This is a genomic window from Reichenbachiella agarivorans, assembly GCF_025502585.1.
Classification (GTDB): Bacteria; Bacteroidota; Bacteroidia; order Cytophagales; family Cyclobacteriaceae; genus Reichenbachiella; species Reichenbachiella agarivorans.
The window spans coordinates 2220341-2238961 of the sequence record NZ_CP106679.1 but is presented as its reverse complement, the minus strand read 5'-3'; the positions used below and the strand labels follow the sequence as shown (position 1 = coordinate 2238961).

At 40.1% G+C, this 18621-nt stretch carries 19 protein-coding genes; 15 read left to right on the top strand and 4 right to left on the bottom strand.

Annotated features, from left to right (window positions below):
• Positions 1-510: 510 nt before the first annotated feature.
• Positions 511-1926 carry a hypothetical protein gene (locus tag N6H18_RS09310; protein ID WP_262311567.1) on the bottom strand — a complete coding sequence of 472 codons (1416 nt, stop codon included), beginning with the start codon at positions 1924-1926 and terminating at the stop codon, positions 511-513.
• Between the two features lie 93 nt (positions 1927-2019).
• On the opposite strand from N6H18_RS09310, the gene rbfA reads away from it, so the two are divergent.
• The 9 genes from rbfA (at position 2020) to N6H18_RS09265 (ending at position 8961) form a co-directional block, all read left to right on the top strand.
• Positions 2020-2397: a 30S ribosome-binding factor RbfA gene (gene rbfA, locus N6H18_RS09305; RefSeq protein ID WP_262311566.1), complete on the top strand. Its 378-nt coding sequence runs from the start codon at positions 2020-2022 to the stop codon at positions 2395-2397.
• Positions 2398-3624 carry an ABC transporter permease gene (locus N6H18_RS09300; RefSeq protein WP_262311565.1) on the top strand — a complete coding sequence of 409 codons (1227 nt, stop codon included), beginning with the start codon at positions 2398-2400 and terminating at the stop codon, positions 3622-3624.
• Positions 3625-3656: 32 nt separating this feature from the next.
• On the top strand, positions 3657-3968 hold the full coding sequence (locus tag N6H18_RS09295; RefSeq protein WP_262311564.1) for a hypothetical protein: 312 nt from the start codon (positions 3657-3659) through the stop codon (positions 3966-3968).
• A 76-nt stretch (positions 3969-4044) separates the two neighbouring features.
• On the top strand, positions 4045-4551 hold the full coding sequence (locus tag N6H18_RS09290; protein ID WP_262311563.1) for a TRAP transporter small permease subunit: 507 nt from the start codon (positions 4045-4047) through the stop codon (positions 4549-4551).
• Positions 4548-5870 (top strand): TRAP transporter large permease, encoded by a 1323-nt coding sequence (locus tag N6H18_RS09285; protein ID WP_262311562.1) that lies wholly within the window; start codon positions 4548-4550, stop codon positions 5868-5870. Before N6H18_RS09290 ends, N6H18_RS09285 begins: the two co-directional genes overlap by 4 nt.
• A 7-nt stretch (positions 5871-5877) precedes the next feature.
• On the top strand, positions 5878-6111 hold the full coding sequence (locus tag N6H18_RS09280; protein ID WP_262311561.1) for a 4a-hydroxytetrahydrobiopterin dehydratase: 234 nt from the start codon (positions 5878-5880) through the stop codon (positions 6109-6111).
• Entirely contained in the window at positions 6112-6789 is a 678-nt protein-coding gene (gene rsmI, locus N6H18_RS09275; RefSeq protein WP_262311560.1) for a 16S rRNA (cytidine(1402)-2'-O)-methyltransferase, read from the top strand.
• The gene (locus N6H18_RS09270) at positions 6786-7571 is read left to right on the top strand and encodes an inositol monophosphatase family protein (RefSeq protein WP_262311559.1); all 786 of its coding nucleotides are present in this window, start codon (positions 6786-6788) and stop codon (positions 7569-7571) included. Before rsmI ends, N6H18_RS09270 begins: the two co-directional genes overlap by 4 nt.
• Positions 7572-7869: 298 nt before the next feature.
• Positions 7870-8961 carry a ferredoxin--NADP reductase gene (locus N6H18_RS09265; protein WP_262311558.1) on the top strand — a complete coding sequence of 364 codons (1092 nt, stop codon included), beginning with the start codon at positions 7870-7872 and terminating at the stop codon, positions 8959-8961.
• Between the two features lie 4 nt (positions 8962-8965).
• Here N6H18_RS09265 and N6H18_RS09260 read toward each other — a convergent pair whose 3' ends face one another.
• On the bottom strand, positions 8966-9967 hold the full coding sequence (locus N6H18_RS09260) for a tetratricopeptide repeat protein (protein ID WP_262311557.1): 1002 nt from the start codon (positions 9965-9967) through the stop codon (positions 8966-8968).
• A 285-nt stretch (positions 9968-10252) separates the two neighbouring features.
• Here N6H18_RS09260 and N6H18_RS09255 point away from each other — a divergent pair, with 285 nt between their 5' ends.
• Positions 10253-11164, top strand: coding sequence for a hypothetical protein (locus tag N6H18_RS09255; protein WP_262311556.1), 912 nt, complete (start codon positions 10253-10255; stop codon positions 11162-11164).
• An 85-nt stretch (positions 11165-11249) separates the two neighbouring features.
• Here the strand turns inward: N6H18_RS09255 and rpmA are convergent, their stop codons facing one another.
• Together rpmA and rplU are read right to left on the bottom strand one after the other, a co-directional pair.
• On the bottom strand, positions 11250-11504 hold the full coding sequence (rpmA, locus tag N6H18_RS09250) for a 50S ribosomal protein L27 (RefSeq protein ID WP_262311555.1): 255 nt from the start codon (positions 11502-11504) through the stop codon (positions 11250-11252).
• 9 nt (positions 11505-11513) lie between these two features.
• Positions 11514-11822 (bottom strand): 50S ribosomal protein L21, encoded by a 309-nt coding sequence (gene rplU, locus N6H18_RS09245; RefSeq protein WP_262311554.1) that lies wholly within the window; start codon positions 11820-11822, stop codon positions 11514-11516.
• Positions 11823-12282: 460 nt separating this feature from the next.
• Between rplU and N6H18_RS09240 the strand changes: the two genes are divergently transcribed.
• From N6H18_RS09240 to N6H18_RS09220, 5 genes are all read left to right on the top strand, one after another.
• Complete coding sequence (locus N6H18_RS09240; RefSeq protein WP_262311553.1) at positions 12283-13275, top strand: ribonucleoside-diphosphate reductase small subunit; 993 nt, start codon at positions 12283-12285, stop codon at positions 13273-13275.
• A gap of 33 nt (positions 13276-13308) precedes the next feature.
• Positions 13309-15654 (top strand): ribonucleoside-diphosphate reductase subunit alpha, encoded by a 2346-nt coding sequence (locus N6H18_RS09235; protein ID WP_262311552.1) that lies wholly within the window; start codon positions 13309-13311, stop codon positions 15652-15654.
• A 129-nt stretch (positions 15655-15783) separates the two neighbouring features.
• Complete coding sequence (locus tag N6H18_RS09230; protein WP_262311551.1) at positions 15784-16032, top strand: ribbon-helix-helix domain-containing protein; 249 nt, start codon at positions 15784-15786, stop codon at positions 16030-16032.
• Positions 16019-16351, top strand: coding sequence for a type II toxin-antitoxin system PemK/MazF family toxin (locus N6H18_RS09225; protein ID WP_262311550.1), 333 nt, complete (start codon positions 16019-16021; stop codon positions 16349-16351). The genes N6H18_RS09230 and N6H18_RS09225 overlap by 14 nt, the downstream gene beginning before the upstream one ends.
• Before the next feature lie 130 nt (positions 16352-16481).
• Complete coding sequence (locus tag N6H18_RS09220) at positions 16482-18566, top strand: RagB/SusD family nutrient uptake outer membrane protein (protein ID WP_262311549.1); 2085 nt, start codon at positions 16482-16484, stop codon at positions 18564-18566.
• The last annotated feature ends 55 nt before the right edge of the window (positions 18567-18621 follow it).

The following is an 18621-nucleotide window of genomic DNA, read 5'->3' as shown; positions in this document are numbered from 1 at the left end:
TGAATTCGATTTTGAATATCCCTTCAAGGGCTTTTTTGAAGGGATTAGCATATAATTCGCTTTGTCTATGAGCTGGAGAGAGAGCCCTGGAAGAGTTTTTCTGCACTTTTTATCAAATGTCATTTTGTTTTGTCCTATTGTAAATCAACAGCCTTCTTTACATAATCGAACTCAGGTTTTGACGTGTCTGGATAAAATATATGATTACATTTCGTTCCAAGAAAAAAACAACCGCCCAGCTATCAAATTAATCAACTCCATATTTGATAAAGTCGATCAATTACGGTTTTTCCAGAATCAGGACAGCAAGAACCTCTGCTGGTAGAAATAGGGCAAGATTCCAGAAATCTCAAAATTGCAAACTATAAAGTCATTTACGAATACCACCCTGTCAGGGCAACAGTAATCATCACCGATATTTTTCATACAAGTCAAGACCCTGAGAAAATTTCACGTTCTAAGAAATAGTCAATATCCTGCTAACCCAAACATTGATACTTTACCTAGGTTTTAATCCTTCAATAAATAAACCCCTTTAAATCGAACATGAGGGAGGTATTTTGATTCGATAGTCGGCATCATCCCAAACAACTCAGGCACGATATTCTGTTCATCAATGATTACTTCTGGCAGCTCTTTGTTTATGCTCTGAAAGACCTCCGCAGTGTTGTCGTAGTAGTTTAAATGCGAAAACAATATTTTGGAGAGCTGCCAATCCAAATAAGGCGTCACCAAGTGAGCATTTTGGTAATGATGAATCCCCTCTCCGATTACCAATATGTTTTTATCTTCAGTTATTGCAGCATACTCACTCTGCACCACGATCAAATTATCCAAAGACACAAGCTTGTTGACAAACAACCAGCCCTTGAGAGGAAACAAATGATTCAAAATAATCAAGGTGAATATCAATATAAAATTCGCTTCTGCTAAAATCCAATTTCGAATCACCAATAAATAATGAGCCACAAAAAAAGCCAACGAAGGAACAAAATAAATGAGCTGATAGGTTGTCCTTTCTTTGATCATCCAAAATGCCAAAATCCCTGAGATGATGAACATAAGCATGACACTCTGAATCTTGCTTTGAAAATTCACAAAACGTCCCAGCTTCAAAGTCTTGTACACACTCACCACCAAAATCACAGTAGGTACTAGCATCATCAGTAGCATACTTTGCCCATCTATGAATTTGTAGGTATTGACAATCCAAAGCGATTTGAACAAATGATGGTTGTAAATAAGGAAACTATCATTCCAATAGAAATAAAGCCCTGCCAAAACGAAAACAATCAGCATCCCATAGATCAACAATGCAATCCTACGAAAGATCGATCCAGTGTACAAAAGCAAAGACAACAATGTCACCACTACATAAAATATGGACGGAAGATAAAATAAGGTAGCGATCCCCAAGTAAACTCCCGTAAAAATGAACAACTCATCCTGCGTTTGATTGTCCATTCTTTTGAATAGGTTGTTCAATGCCAGTAGGATAAATGTCATACTCATCAACACCGGTGACAAAGTGAGGAAATCGAAAAACATATTGATCATCAATATATAAATCAATGCAGGCACATATGAGCTCGTGTTGTATGCCTTGTTCTTCAACATGAGTTGATTGAAAAGTGCCGCCTGAAAGCCGACTATGAGCAGAGACACAATCTGATAGGTCAGTCGTGATTTACCAAACAGAATATCCAGCCACTTGTACACCATGACAGACAGCGGAGCTGAATAGTCCCACACATCACGGTACATAACCATATCTCCACTCCCCAACCGTTCGCCAATGAGGAGCCATTTGAGTTCAGGAATGATAAGTGGAACTCCACTCACCAAAATGGAGACACGGATGATGATTAATAACAAGAATGCACCGAGCAGTCTGTATGGATCATTGGCCTTAAAGTAAGAGAGCAATTGTGTAGAGGTTTACTTCTGTCGTCAATCGAAAAACGAAAATACCGTTTTATTGAATATAATTTAAATTAATAGGGATATTTGCAGGAAAATATGAGCAGTACACGACAATTAAAATATGCAGGGTTAATTCAAAAAGACCTAAGCGATATATTCCAAAGAGATGCTAGACACTGGTTTGGCAAAGCATTTATTACCATTACCGAGGTTCAGGTCAGTCCTGACCTGAGTTTTGCCAAGGTATATATAGGACTGATGATGGTCGAAAATCAGCAGCAATTCATGGAACTGATGGCTGAAAAAAAACCAGAAATCCGAAAAGCACTAGGACTGAGAATCGGAAAACAAGTGAGAATCGTACCAGAATTGCATTTTGTATTGGACGAAACGCAAGAACAAGCACAACACATCGAGAGCATCCTATCCAAATTAAATATCCCAAAGGAAGACAAAGAAGATTCAGAAGAGTAAATGAGGCTACCGCTGTTCATATCTCGACGATACTTTTTCTCCAAAAAGAAGAAAAATTTTATCAACATCATCGCCATCATCTCCATGCTGGTGGTGTCGATAGGTACAGCAGCACTCATCATCGTCCTCTCAGTCTTCAACGGAATGGAAGGCTTGCTGCGATCCATCTACGGGGAGTTTGATGCAGCGATACAAGTCACCCTTGCGCAAGGGAAATCATTTGAGCTCACTGATGACCTCAAATTCAAAATCAACTCTACCAATGGTGTATCAGGAATCACAGAAGTCATAGAAGACAACGCGCTCCTCAAATACAATGACTCTCAGATGATCATCAAACTCAAAGGACTGAGCGACAACTTCATCGAGGAAGGTAGAATGAAAGATGCCATCACACAAGGAGAACTAACCTTTGAGCAAGACAGCAGGCCACAAGCCATCGTAGGTCGAGGCATCCAGTTCAGGATGGGCATATCTATCCGAAATGAATTCACCTTTCTGGAACTGTACTATCCCAAAAATGTACAACCTGGCAGCCTCAATCCTTCTAGTTATTATTCCAGATCGATCATCGCTCCTGGAGGTTTTTTCGCACTAGAGCAATACTATGACGACAATTACATTTTCGTCCCGCTGGCTTTTGCAGAACAATTATTGGATTATAAAGGAAAAAGAACTGCTCTTGAAATATCAATTGATGACCCTAGTCAAGTGACTAGAATCCAAAATGACTTGCAAGAAAGTCTCGGTACTGATTACATCGTAAAAAACGCTGACCAGCAACACGAAGACCTTTACAAAACCTTACAAATCGAAAAACTATTCGTATTTATCACGCTGACACTAGTCGTCGCAATCGCCTCCATCAATATTTTCTTCTCCCTCTCCATGCTGGTGACAGAAAAAAAAGCAGACATCAGCCTCCTCTTGGCCATGGGAGCCAACAGCACAATGATCCGAAAAATATTCTTGATCGAAGGAGCCATTATAGCTTTTTTGGGAGCTGGAAGTGGCCTTTTGGTGGGGTTTGTGGTAGTTTGGCTTCAAGATACCTTCGGCCTGGTCACCATGGGAGTAGAAAGTGCAATAGTACTGGCTTATCCAGTCAAAATCATTGCTAGTGATTTCATTTTTAGTGCACTGAGTATCATTCTCATCACATTCTTAGCCTCCATCCAACCTTCCTTGAGAGCTGCCAACCAATCTCAGTTCCTAAGAATCAAGTAGATTCTTGTATTGTCACAAGGCTACAATTCCACTTGAATGAATCCGTGATCCTAGTCAATAGTTCAGGAGTGATAGTCAATGAATCCGTGATCCTAGTCAATAGTTCAGGAGCGATAGTCAATGAATCCGTGATCCTAGTCAATAGTTCAGGAGTGATAGTCAATGAATCCGCGATCCTAGTCAATGGTTCAGGAGTGATAGTCAATGAATCCGTGATCCTAGTCAATAGTTCGGGAGTGATAGTCAATGAATCCGTGATCCTAGTCAATAGTTCAGGAGTGATAGTTAATGAATCCGTGATCCTAGTCAATAGTTCGGGAGTCATTGCCGATGTACCAATCTAACAGAACTTAAAAAACGAACACACTTTTGCTTTAATTAAGCCACTAGCTTTTGTGATAATCTACCTAAATTTCCAGCATGAAGACAGTGGTTGCTATTATAGATCGGTTCACCGAAAAAACAGGACAGGCTGTTTCCTATCTGAGCCTGATTTTGGTCATCCTCATCGGGATAGATGTCGTGCTGAGATACGCCCTCAACTGGACGAGCTCCGCCAACCAAGAACTGGAATGGCATCTGTTTGCCGTACTCTTCCTACTAGGCAGCGCTTACACTCTCAAACACGACAAACATGTCAGGGTTGACCTGTTTTACTCACGCTTTTCAGCAAAAAACAAAGCGTGGGTCAACTTCTTTGGGACGCTGATATTTCTGGTTCCTTTTTGTCTGGTTGTATTTTACACTTCCCTGTCCTTCGTGGCTGATGCTTGGCACGTCCAGGAATCCAGCCCTGAACCTGGCGGTCTCCCCCATCGATTCTTGGTCAAAGCCACCATTCCTATAGGAGCCGGATTACTGTTGCTACAGGGTATATCCATCTTATGCAGCTCTTTCTCAATCCTAATTTCAAAACCTACTCAATGATTTTAGACTACCTACCTCTATTGCTTTTTGCTTTAGTATTTATTTTAATTCTTTTCGGCTATCCCGTGGCGTTTACGCTGGGAGGATTATCGGTGATCGCTGGACTCATTATCTATGACGTAGATTTCTTCTACTTGCTATCACTCAGGATTTTTGGAACGATGCACAATTTCGTGTTGGTAGCAGTTCCGCTCTTTGTCTTCATGGGGATCATGCTGGAAAAGTCGGGATTGGCCGAAAGCCTCCTAGAAACCATGTCTCACCTATTCGGTAAATTGAGAGGAGGCTTAGCCATCTCAGTGGTGATCGTAGGGGGCATGCTTGCAGCATCGACAGGAATCGTAGGAGCCACTGTCATCACCATGGGGCTCATCAGCCTACCCACGATGCTCAAAAAAGGCTACTCTCCAGAGCTGGCGACTGGTACGATTGCCTCAGCAGGCACACTAGGTCAGATCATCCCACCATCGGTTGTATTGGTTCTTTTAGGTAGCGTACTCAATGTGTCTGTTGGGGATTTGTTCACCGCAGCACTGATACCTGGGCTGTTACTGGTCGTGATGTATGTTTTGTACATCCTGATAGTAGCACACTTCAAGCCTTCTGTAGCTCCTGCCATCACTCAAGAAGAAAGTGACGTTTTTTGGCGAACTGGGAGTGCCAAAAGAATCGTCCACGCATTTGTACTACCCTTTTCACTCATCTCACTCGTACTAGGTTCTATTTTCATGGGTGTCGCTTCTCCTACCGAGGCGGCAGCTGTAGGAGCTATTGGGGCAATTGGGTTGACTGCCTTTCAAAAGAAACTGAGCTTTGGCATCCTCAAGAATGTCATGAAGGAAACAACCTTCCTGACCTGTATGGTTTTCATGATCCTGATCGGAGCGTCATCTTTTTCGCTGGTATTCAGAGCGATGGGAGGAGACAAAATTTTGGCAGATGCCATCACCCAAGCCAACTTATCTCCCAACATGTTCCTTGTGGTGGTCTTGTTAGTAGTATTTGTCGCAGGCTTCTTTATTGACTTCATCGAAATCATCTTCATCATTGTCCCTGTCGCAGCTCCCATCTTTTCGGTCATGGGTATTGATTTGGTATGGATTGGTATTTTGATTGCACTCAATCTGCAGACCTCCTTCCTAACCCCACCCTTCGGATTCTCGTTATTTTATCTGAAAGGTGTTGCCCCTCCCGAAATCAAAACCAGCCAATTGTACCGAGGCATCATTCCTTTTGTGATTATTCAAGTAGTTTTATTGGTGATGGTGATCGTTTTCCCTGAAATCGTATCATTCCTACCCAATCTCAACAATAAATAAAAAACTCATGTGGACAGAAGAAAACAACAAACTCGTCAAGACATTTAAATTCAAAAACTTCATAGAGGCGTTTGGCTTCATGACCAAAGTCGCTATCGTTGCAGAAAAAATGGATCACCATCCAGAATGGTCCAATGTGTACAACAAAGTCGTCATCCAACTATGTACACACGATGCGGGTGACATCATCACAGACAAAGACAAAGCATTGGCGCAAGCCATCGATCAATTCGCTAATTAAATGACATTAGACTCTTCCTTATATTTAGTCCCCACTCCTATCGGTAACCTGCAAGACATCACATTGCGTGCATTGGAGACATTGAAGACTGTGGACGTCATCCTTGCAGAAGACACACGCACCACGGGCATCCTTTTGAAACATTTTGAGATCAAAAAGCCACTCAAAAGCTACCATATCTTCAACGAGCACAAAGCCGTCGAGCAATTGGCAGAGAGCATGTTGCAGGGTCAAAAAATGGCCATGGTATCTGATGCGGGTACGCCTGCGATCAGTGACCCAGGTTTTTTACTCGTCCGTGAGTGCATCAAGCGAGACATCAAGATAGAATGCCTGCCTGGTCCGACAGCCTTTGTACCAGCATTGGTCAACTCAGGACTCCCATCTGACCGCTTCGTCTTCGAAGGCTTTCTGCCCCAAAAGAAAGGTCGCCAAACCCGACTAGAGGGGCTCAAAGACGAAACCAGAACCATGGTCTTCTATGAATCTCCTCACAGATTGCTCAAAGCCTTAGGGCAATTCGCAGAATGCTTCGGAGCAGACCGACAAGCATCTGTCAGCCGAGAACTGACCAAAATACACGAAGAAACTGCCAGAGGAACATTGGAGGAAATCACTACCTACTTCAGTGAAAAAACAATCAAAGGTGAGATCGTTATTGTAATTGCAGGAAAATGAATTTAAAAAATATCACCGAAGAAGTAATCAAACTGTCCATTGTAGTGGGAGCTTTCATCAAAAAAGAAGGTGAGAATTTCGAGTACGCCAAAGTAGAAGAGAAAGGCAAAAACGATCTGGTCTCCTATGTAGACAAAGAAGCAGAGAAACTGATCGTCACTGCTTTGAAGGAGATTCTACCAGAAGCGGGATTCATTACCGAAGAAAATACAGTCGAAGAAGGAGACGAAGAATTGAAATGGATCATAGACCCGCTCGACGGTACCACCAACTTTATCCATGGTCTGCCCTGTTATTCGACCAGCATTGCTTTGGCAAGAGGCGAAGAGTTGCTGATAGGGGTCGTGTATGACATAGGTCAAGGTGATTGTTATCATGCCTATCAAGGAGGTGGTGCTTTCCGCAACCATGAAAAAATCGTCGTATCTTCTACTCATCGAGTGGCTGACAGCCTCATCGCTACAGGATTTCCTTACTACAATTTTGAGAAGATGGACAAATACATCAGCATCCTGATGCACTTGATGCAAAACTCGCACGGATTGCGCAGGATGGGGAGTGCGGCAATAGACCTAGTATATACAGCCATTGGCAGATACGAAGGTTTCTTTGAGTACAATCTCAATTCTTATGATGTAGCTGCTGGAGCTTTGATCGTAAAAGAAGCAGGAGGCAAAGTGACCAATTTTTCTGGAGGAGATGATTTTCTATTCAAGAGAGAAATAGTAGCTGCATGCGGCATCCATGACGAGTTTTTGGACGTTATTAATAGACATTGGTAACTCTCCAGATGATACAAGAACTCATTATAATTTTACTTTTCGGTTTGGCTCTTTGGTTTCTCATCAAGAAGTTCTTCTTCCGATCCAATCAAAATAAGGGCTGTGCAAGTGGCTGTGACAAATGTGAAGTCACACAGAATGAACGAACATCTTGATTACATGGAATCCATGAGATACTTCACAAATGAGTGCTTATACAATCACTTGAGATAGTAAAACACCTGTTTTTCAAATTAGCCTTTATATAATCGAACCTAGTTCTTACTTTTGCGCCCAAGTAGATAAATAACAACAATATATGTTTGGCTTATTCAAAAAGAAAAAAGATAACAAGGGATCTATAGATTCGACCAACCTACATCTTCAAATCAAGGAGATTGTCAGGGAAACCAAAGATGCCGTTAGTATCGTATTCGAAGAGCCTGCAACTGGTGCTATCCAATACCAGCCTGGTCAGTACTTAACTTTGATCTCTACCATCAATGGCAAAAAAATAAGAAGAGCTTATTCCTTGTCAAGCAGTTCAGCTTTTTCTGAGTTACCTACTGTAACTGTCAAAAGAGTCGTAGATGGACAAATGTCCAATTACGTCTGTGAGTCACTCCAAGCAGGAGACAACATCGAGGTAATGGCTCCTATGGGTTCGTTTGTTTTAGAAATCAAACCAGAAGCCAAAAAACATGTTTACTTATTCGGGGGAGGAAGTGGAATCACTCCATTGATGTCTATCACCAAAACAATTCTGAAAGTAGAACCAAATAGCAAAGTAACCTTGGTCTATGCCAACAGAGATTTGGAATCTATCATTTTCAAATCCAAACTAGAAGAACTTCAATCTGCTCACCCTGATAAACTAGAGGTAATCCACTATCTGGAAAACCCAATTAATGATTGGAAAGGCTATACTGGCTATATGACTATAGACAGTATCAAAGAGATTTTAGAAAAAACCAAAGATACCAACTATTCACAAGTCAAATATATGACCTGTGGTCCTGAGCCAATGATGAACATCGTCATAGGGACTTTGGAATCACTCAACATACCAAAGGAAAGTATTCATAAGGAGAGTTTTACACCTACTGTTGCACCAGCCGACACTAGCAGCGATTCGTCTGACAAGCAAGTATTGATTCGACTTGATGGCACAGAGTATCAGTTGACCGTACCTGCTAGCAAAACGATTCTTGAAGCCGGTCTTGATGATGGTATAGACATGCCATACTCATGTCAGAGTGGGCTTTGCACCGCCTGCAGAGCCAAACGAATCAAAGGAGACATAGATACTGGCAATGCAGATGGACTGACCGAAGATGAGAAAAACCAAGGTTATGTACTCCTATGTGTCAGTCACGCCAAATCAAATGACCTAGAAGTCGAGATAGGCTAAGTACTCAATTGTCAAAGCGATTGGCAAGTTCCATTTCGGCAGCTAGGTAGCCGAATGCTTGCCAATATGGGCTTCCCATCATCTTATTGAATACCTTCAATGCTTCATCTGTTTTACCATTGTAGTAATACCAGTTACCCACACCATAACCCAACGTCAATTGATTGATTGTATCATCTGTAGATGTGATGTCGTACAAATCCTCACAATCCAATAGTCCCTTGTACATCAGCAACAAGCGGTGATATTGATAGTTTTCGATGACATTCATTCTTTTTTTGATAGGAAGCAAAAGATTTTCTGCAGCATCTATATTCCCGATCTTCCGATAGGTCATATAGAGCCAATGCGTCACAGACACGAGCATGTCATGGTTATCAGCTATGGCAATACATTTCTTGTATGATGAAACAGCCTTGTCAAAGTTACCTTGGATATAGTATGCCAACCCGAGGTGATACCATATATTGAACTGTACTGAGCTCCTTGGGATATTACGATCATTGGGTATGCCATCTATTTCCATAATGGTCGGCACATTCCTGATGTAAAAAGCGGCCTTTTCCAAATCCATGATGGCCTTGTCTATTTGTCGAATAGTCAAATAGCGATGTCCTCTATGGCGATACAATTCGTATGATTCTGGAAACTTCTCAATTCCTTTGGTATAGACATCGATAGATTCATTGTACTGATATAGATACGACAACCTTCTCCCGTACCAATTGATCACTTCCAGACTATCAGGATAGGTCAAGTAATCATTGTAGGCATCCTCCAATTGATTTTCTCTTTTTATCTTGATCCATTTATCCAATGTGGGGATTTCCAAAGTCGCTCCCAAAAGAGACGTAAATTTCTTAGGTTCTTGTTTTTCAGCTTCTACTACTACTACGGTTTGATCTTGCAGGTCTTCCATCCGATCATGGCTATTGGTACTTTCTATCTTGAGACAAGACTGTAGGATCATCATACCTATCACAAAAAAAAGAGAAGCTTTGTTCATTTAAAATTCCAATTGCATTATTTCAATAATGTACCTACCATAAATTATCCCAACGAAAAGAAATGAGTTGATCAGGTGACTTATCCTTATTCAAATCTAAGTGATTATGAATTATTCCAAAGGTCTAACCCAGCCTAATCATGACCAACTTTTCAAAAAGCGTGCCTTTATCATATACTTCCGTTACTTTTTCTCCACATTGACTATACAATAACGCATTCTCTGATATATTTATTAGAAATTACTGCTAGTAAAGAATACCATCAACTTTTAAATACATCAAGCATGAGTGAAGAATTAGTCAATTTTATAACAGAATGGCAAAGTACCATGTACGTACTCGCACCTTCGGCGGTTGTACTAGGTGTCCTTATATATACTTTTTATAGAATAAGGCTTGCCAGCAAATCAGAACTGAAAGCGAAATATGATTTTGTCAGTAAGTATGAATACAAATACCTATTCGCAACTCATATCGCAATCGGGATAGGTGTCTTTTTTATATGCAACACTTACAAGCAAGAGACTGTATTGCTCAGTTTTGTTTGGTTCTTTATCCGACTTTTCATTTCCATGTGTTTTGGTGTATTGTACGCCTATGTCGCCAAGTTGATGCTCACCTACTATTACCCAAGTGTGCAAGCCAAAAAACTAAAAATCTACAGATACACACCTAGAGTAAATTCCAAAAATGGGAATGAAATGAAACTCCTCAGTGAAGAAGAGGAAGATGCCTATCTGGATGAAGGAATGCAAGCAGAAGAGGATGTCTTCTCGGTGGATTACGATGTATGGATAGATACAGAGACAGGTGACACGCGTATAGAAAAATATGAAGGACGACTCAGTGCTTTGGAATGTGATCGCTGTGGATTCCAAACTCTCAAACTAGAGAAGGAAGAAATCTCCAAAGAAGCCAGTGCAGATCACGAAGGGGAGTTGATCAAACACTACAAATGCTCCTACTGTAAACGCATCAAACGAAAAACTGTCAAATTATCTACTGAGAAAAACGAAGATGATTTTCATGTGACCGAAAAAACACAATTCATAGATTTGACTGGTGCCAAAAAAGTAATACTTGTAAAAGTAGCACTACACAGCAACGAAGGGGAAATAAAAAATTACGAATTCCAAAACCTCCACGAGGCTCAAAAGTTCCTCAGAGAATTCAGTTTCAAAAAATTGGAAGAATAGACAATGTCAACATTTTTTAATACAACGAGAAAAGGCCGATCAATGTATTGATCGGCCTTTTTTCAAGAACAAACTTGAATATCTCTTACAAAGAAACCACAGATACGTAAGATCTGTTTTGTCTTCCTTTTTTAAATTCTACTACACCATCAGTCAATGCGAACAATGTGTGATCTTTACCGATACCTACATTCACGCCAGGATGATGTTTTGTTCCTCTTTGTCTGATGATGATGTTACCAGCTATGATTTTTTCACCTCCAAAGATTTTTACACCTAGTCGTTTACTATGCGACTCTCTTCCGTTTTTAGAACTACCTGCTCCTTTCTTATGTGCCATGGTATTTTATTATTTAATCGTCTCAATCAAAACTTTTGTCATGGCCTGTCTGTGACCATTCTTCTTTTTGTAACCTTTTCTTCTTTTCTTTTTGAAAACGAGCACTTTGTCGTCTTTCAAATGAGAAAGAATCTTACCTGTTACTTTGGCCCCCTTGATGCTTGGAGTACCTACGTTGACTTTGCCATCGGCTTCCACCAACAACACATTGTCAAACTCTACGGAAGCGCCCTCTTCGCCCTCCAACCTTGGAGTATAAACGAACTGGTCTTGCGTTACTTTGAACTGCTTTCCTGCTATATCTACTATTGCGTACATAATATTATTAAAATATACCTTATAAAAATTCGGACTGCAAAACTAACATTTTAATATCTTTTATCAAACCATTCTACTTGCATTTCTATGTGGATAAAAAAAATAAATTTTTTTATCCTTTTTTCACCCTCCAAAACGCTCCATATAAGATGAAGTTCTAATTCATTAATCACTAATATTAGTTTGTATTTCAGCAAGTTAAACGACAATTTAGAACTAGTCTACCTTAAGCCCACTACGTACTTTTTGAAATTGATTTTTTGAGTGGTTTTTTTCATATTTGTACTACTTGTTCAAAGGACTACTCATACCTACTGAATCAAGTAATCCAATAGAAAATACTACACTACCAAATGATTACTTTCGACTTGTCCAGCAGTCGGCAGTGGTTTGTTTTGTATTTTTATCTACTGGACAAAGTATCTGGAGAACCAACAAAATGATTGCAAGAAAATAGATAATGACAAATCCAAACACTGAAATCGAACCAATCCTAAGAGAAAACAAAGACAGATTTGTCTTGTTTCCAATAGAGAAAAATGACATCTGGCAATACTACAAGAAAGCCGAGGCTAGCTTCTGGACTGCAGAAGAAATCGACCTCAGTCAAGATTTAAAAGATTGGAGAAATTTAACTGACGGAGAAAGGCACTTTATTACTCATGTTTTAGCTTTCTTTGCAGCCAGTGATGGTATAGTCAACGAGAATCTCGCGGAGAATTTCGTATCCGAAGTACAGTACACTGAAGCCAAGTTTTTTTACGGCTTTCAAATAGCCATTGAGAACATTCATTCAGAAACTTACTCTTTATTAATAGATACTTACGTAAAAGACAATAAGGAGAAAGATAAACTCTTTCATGCTGTCGACACTATACCGTGCGTAAAGAAGAAAGCAGATTGGGCATTGAGATGGATCGACAATGGATCGTTTGCCGAAAGACTCATTGCATTTGCTGCCGTAGAGGGCATATTCTTCTCTGGTAGTTTTTGTTCTATTTTCTGGTTAAAGAAGAGAGGCTTGATGCCTGGTCTTACTTTTTCTAATGAATTGATCTCAAGAGACGAAGGATTGCACTGTGATTTTGCTTGTTTACTATACAATGACCATTTGGTAAATAAGCTATCTATCGAAACAGTTCAACAGATCATCGGAGATGCTGTAGAAATAGAAAAGGAATTTGTCACAGACGCGATTCCTGTGAAGCTGATCGGTATGAATGCAGATTTGATGTGTGAATACATCGAATTTGTAGCAGACAGGCTTCTTTTGGAGCTGAACTGCCCCAAAATATACAATGCGAGTAACCCATTTGATTTCATGGAAATGATCTCACTTCAGGGTAAAACCAACTTCTTTGAAAAAAGAGTAGCAGAATACCAGAAAGCTGGTGTAATGAACAGTGAAAACAATGATGATTCGCCTAAGTTCAGCTTAGACGAGGACTTTTAATAAAATTAGTTAACCCCTTTTCCCTATCGCCCTATGTTAGTACTTAAAAGAGATGGTCGCCGCGAATCCGTGAAATTCGACAAGGTGACGGCAAGAATTGAAAAATTATGCTACGGCCTCAACACCTCATTCATTGAGCCTATTGATATCGCCAAAAAGGTGATCAATGGTATCTATGACGGAGTAACCACCGTAGAGTTAGACAACCTAGCTGCCGAAACTGCTGCATCTATGACGACTATCCACCCGGATTTCGCCAAGCTTGCTGCCAGAATCGCTATATCTAACCTACACAAGACAACAAGCAAGTCTTTTTCAAACACCATGAAAAGACTCTATACTTATATAGACCCTAAAACTGGAGAAAATGCGTCTCTCTTGGCCAAGGATGTATATGGTATCATCAAAGAAAACGCAGCGTTGCTAGATTCCTCTATCATTTATGATAGAGATTTCGGGTACGATTATTTTGGATTCAAGACTCTGGAGAGATCTTACCTCATGAAACTGGATGGTCACATTGTAGAAAGACCACAACACATGCTCATGAGAGTAGCAGTAGGTATTCACAAAGAAGATATACAGTCGGCGATAGAAACGTATAACCTTCTTTCTGAAAAGTGGTTCACGCACGCTACACCTACCCTGTTCAACGCAGGAACACCAAAACCTCAATTGTCATCTTGCTTTTTGCTAACGATGAAAGATGATAGTATTGATGGTATCTATGATACACTGAAACAAACGGCAAAAATATCTCAATCAGCAGGGGGAATTGGATTGAGCATTCACAATGTAAGAGCGACGGGATCTTATATCAAAGGCACCAACGGCGTATCAAATGGTATCGTACCGATGCTAAGAAACTTTGATATGACAGCTAGATATGTAGACCAAGGTGGGGGAAAGAGAAAAGGAAGTTTCGCTATATACTTGGAACCATGGCATGCTGATATTTTCGAATTCTTGGATTTAAAAAAGAACCACGGCAAGGAAGAGTTAAGAGCTAGAGATTTGTTCTATGCACTTTGGACTCCAGACTTATTCATGCAGAGAGTAAAGGAAAATGGAGATTGGACACTGATGTGCCCTCACGAATGTCCAGGTCTCGCAGATACTTATGGAGATGAGTTCGAGAAACTATACACCAAATACGAATCAGAAGGCAAAGGAAGAAAAACCATCAAGGCACAAGACCTATGGTTCGAAATCCTAGAGTCTCAGATAGAAACTGGTACTCCTTACATGTTGTTTAAGGATGCTGCCAACAAAAAATCAAATCAGAAAAACCTAGGTACTATTAAATCTAGTAACCTATGTACTGAGATCATCGAGTACACTTCTCCAGACGAAGTGGCGGTTTGTAACCTAGCGTCTATTGCGCTACCAATGTACATCAACTCAGAAGGCGAGTTTGATCATCAAAAGCTGTATGACATCACCTATGTGATCACCAAAAACTTGAACAAAGTAATTGATGTCAATTACTACCCAGTACCTGAAGCTAAAAACTCAAACATGAGACACCGACCTATAGGAATAGGTGTACAAGGTTTGGCGGATACCTTCATCAAGTTGAGAATGTCATTTGATTCTCCAGAAGCGAGAAGATTGAACAGTGAGATATTCGAAACAATCTACTTTGCAGCCATGACTGCATCTAAAGATTTAGCCAAAGTAGATGGTGCTTATGAAACATTCAAAGGATCTCCTGTATCAAAAGGTATTTTCCAATTTGATATGTGGAATGTCACTCCTACCAACAGATGGGACTGGACAAGCTTGAAGCAGGAAGTGAAAAAGCATGGTGTAAGAAACTCTCTGCTATTGGCTCCTATGCCTACCGCATCTACCTCTCAGATTCTTGGAAACAATGAGTGTTTTGAGCCTTATACGTCAAACATGTACTTGAGAAGGGTATTGTCAGGGGAGTTTGCTGTGGTAAACAAACACTTGATGAGTGACTTGATCGAGTTAGGTCTATGGAATGACAGCATGAAAAACAGAATCATGGCTGCCAATGGCTCAGTACAAAGTATCGCTGAGATTCCACAAAAAATCAAAGACATCTACAAGACTGTGTGGGAAATCTCTCAAAAAGCTATCATAGATATGTCTGCAGATCGTGGTGCCTTTATTTGTCAAAGTCAGAGTTTGAACATTCACTTACAAGAACCAAACTTTGGTAAAATGACTTCTATGCACTTCTATGCATGGGAAAAAGGCCTCAAAACTGGTATGTACTACTTGAGAACTAAAGCTGCAACTGATGCCATCAAATTCACGGTAACTAAAGAAAAAGAAGTAGTGGCAATCCCTGCCAACGACAAAGAAGGAGAAGCAAACTCTAACTTCGAATGCGTAGGATGCGGAAGCTAATTACAAACTCATAAACTACCACAAAAGCCTTGATTCGAAAGAGTCAAGGCTTTTTTTATACCCATTGCTAAATAACATTTTTATATCGAAAATATATTTTATATTTACATATTGTAAATAAACAAAATCATGACGACATTCACCTCTTCTCTTCCTGATCAATTGCTACAGCGTCTCAATGACACGGCTGCCAAACTCAAAATGCCTAAAAACAAATTGATCGAAAAGGCATTGAATATTTATCTCGATCAATTAAACCGTGCAGAATATGTCTCTTCCTATAAGCTGGCAGGTAACGATCAAGACATCATGATGATTGCTGAAGAAGGCATGGCAGAATACATGACACAAGTAAGCGATACGGATGAAACAAGGTGAAATATGGGAGCTGTATCTCAATCCAGTAAAGGGAAGTGAACAATCTGGAAGAAGACCCGCTGTAATACTCAGTGGGGATTTACTCAACAAGTATCTCAATGTAGTGATTGTCTGTCCTCTCACGACCAAGATTAAGAACTACAAAGGAAACATCGTACTTACTCCCAACAATATCAACAATTTAAAGGAACCTTCGGAAGTCCTCCTCTTTCATATTCGATCTGTCTCCAAAGAAAGACTGCAACATAAAATTGGTGACATCAACAAAGATCAATTGCAGGAGTTGAAACAGGGATTAGACGATATATTGAGGTATTGATTGTAATTAAAAATAATCCAACATATATGCCATTTTGATGGATTATTATACGTGTTTATTCCCTATATTATCAGACTATTTGAACTATACTTATTTTTTCAATCAACTATTATAAGCTGTTATGATTACTATGAAAATTTATTACCTCATTAGGAAGTACAACTTCTTTTTAATGATGGGTTTGACCGCTTTCTATCTCTCGTCGTGTGGGGATGATGATTCTAGCAAGAATACTACTGCAGAGCCTATCGCAGCATTCTCATACCAAACCGGCACAACCTCTTCTGACTATTTTAAAGCTTCATTCATTGATGAGAGTACAGGTGGCAAAGCAGTTGCTTGGACTTGGGATTTTGGTGTACCCAATATACAGACCGATATATCGACTGAACAAAATCCTAATTATGACTTTCCTGAATCAGACGGCGTGTATAAGGTAACTCTGCGTGTCACTAATGATGAGGGCGAAGAGGATGAAATAACCAAAGAGATTATAATTGCCCAAGAAATAGATCACCCTATTGCTGACTTTTCATTTGCAGGAGGGACTTCTAGTTCTACATATCAGACTGTAACCTTTACAGATGAAAGTACTGGAGGAACTGCTGTAAAGTGGGAATGGGATTTTGGGATTGCTGATATAGATACAGACGTGTCTACAGAACAAAATCCAGTTTTTGATTTTCCATCATCAGGAAAATATGTCGTAACCTTGACGACCTATAATGCCCACAATGAGAGCCATGAGATCACTAAAGAAGTGGAGGTTATTGAGATTCAATTTTCTACAATAGAAGAACTGGAGGCTGTCGTTGATTGGAATTTTAAGATTTTAGCGCATGAGAATCTATATGGGCGCAAATTAACTCTTGCACTCATGATCAGGAGCGATATGGTTGCTATTGGTGATCCTAGTACAGCATCATATCGAAAAGCATGTGATGGGATGAGAATGGGTGAAGATAATCTTTTGGTCGATATTTTTTGGCCTAAAGGCTATTATTTAATTGATTCTGTGAATACAATCATCAATGATGGGGGGAAAAATGTAACAGGGTCTAGTCAAGAAAAAATTAATGAGGTTGTTGCTGAGGCTCGTTTCTTGAGAGGTTTGATGCATTATCATTTTGTAAGGTTATTTGGTAAGATTCCGTTGACCTTGACTGCTCCAGCTGGGCAAGAAGATACTTTTGTAGTTACAGAATCTTCTGTAGACGAGGTCTATGCCAGTATAATAGCAGATTTCACGTTTGCCAAAACATGGCTACCTAGCATGCTGTCCAATAAAACCCGACCAAGCCAAGGTACTGCTTCTGGATTTTTAGCATCCGTCTATCTCACACGAGGTGATTGGCAAAATGCCTATGATGAGGCTAAAAATGTAATCGACAATGGTGGCTATAACCTAGAATCTGATTTTGCCAATTTATTTGGCCAAACAGATGGAGGGAGTGAAATTTTGTTTGAGATGAATAACACTGGCAATGATGCCAATGGCATTTCAGGGGAGTTAGGAGGATCCCTTATCTCTACTGATCAAATTACTGCTGTTACTGGTCCAAGAGGTGATGAGCGATTTGAAAATACATACAATACTTCTTTTGGGTGGAGTGTATTGGTACCAAGTATAAAAGTTTATAATACTTGGCCAAATGATTACAGAAAAGCTGTGAGCTTGGATACAGTCATTACCTATCTGGGAGATGAAGATTATGATTTTACTCAATGGGGTAATATCTCTCAAAATGTGGCACGTCCCCATATAGCTAAATATTTCCGTGCGACAGCACTCACTGGAGCTCCAGCTGGACCTAACTTTAGAGATTCTGAAACGAACTATGTAGCCATGAGGTATGCAGAAGTACTGCTAATCGCTGCAGAAGCTGCTTTGGAGCTGGGAAACGCAAGTGAAGCGATGGGTTATGTCAACCAGATCAGAGCAAGAGCGAGAGCAGCAGATGGAACACCACGAACTGTACCTGCTGATTGGACTATTGCAGATGTTACTCTTGAAAACATCCTTGAGGAACGCCGATTAGAACTGGCCTTTGAGTTCAAAAGATGGTATGATATCATCCGAAGAGACTTGATGTCTGAGTCTTTTGGACCAAATGGATTGGAGACACAAGCTTGGGAAGCTAAAGACTATTTGTTTCCTAAATACCAAAGAGATGTAGATCTATACCCAGGTCTCAATCAAAATACTGGATATTAAACCTGCATTTTGATTGAGCAAATGCAAAAGTTAATAAGTTATTAGGGTTATCATT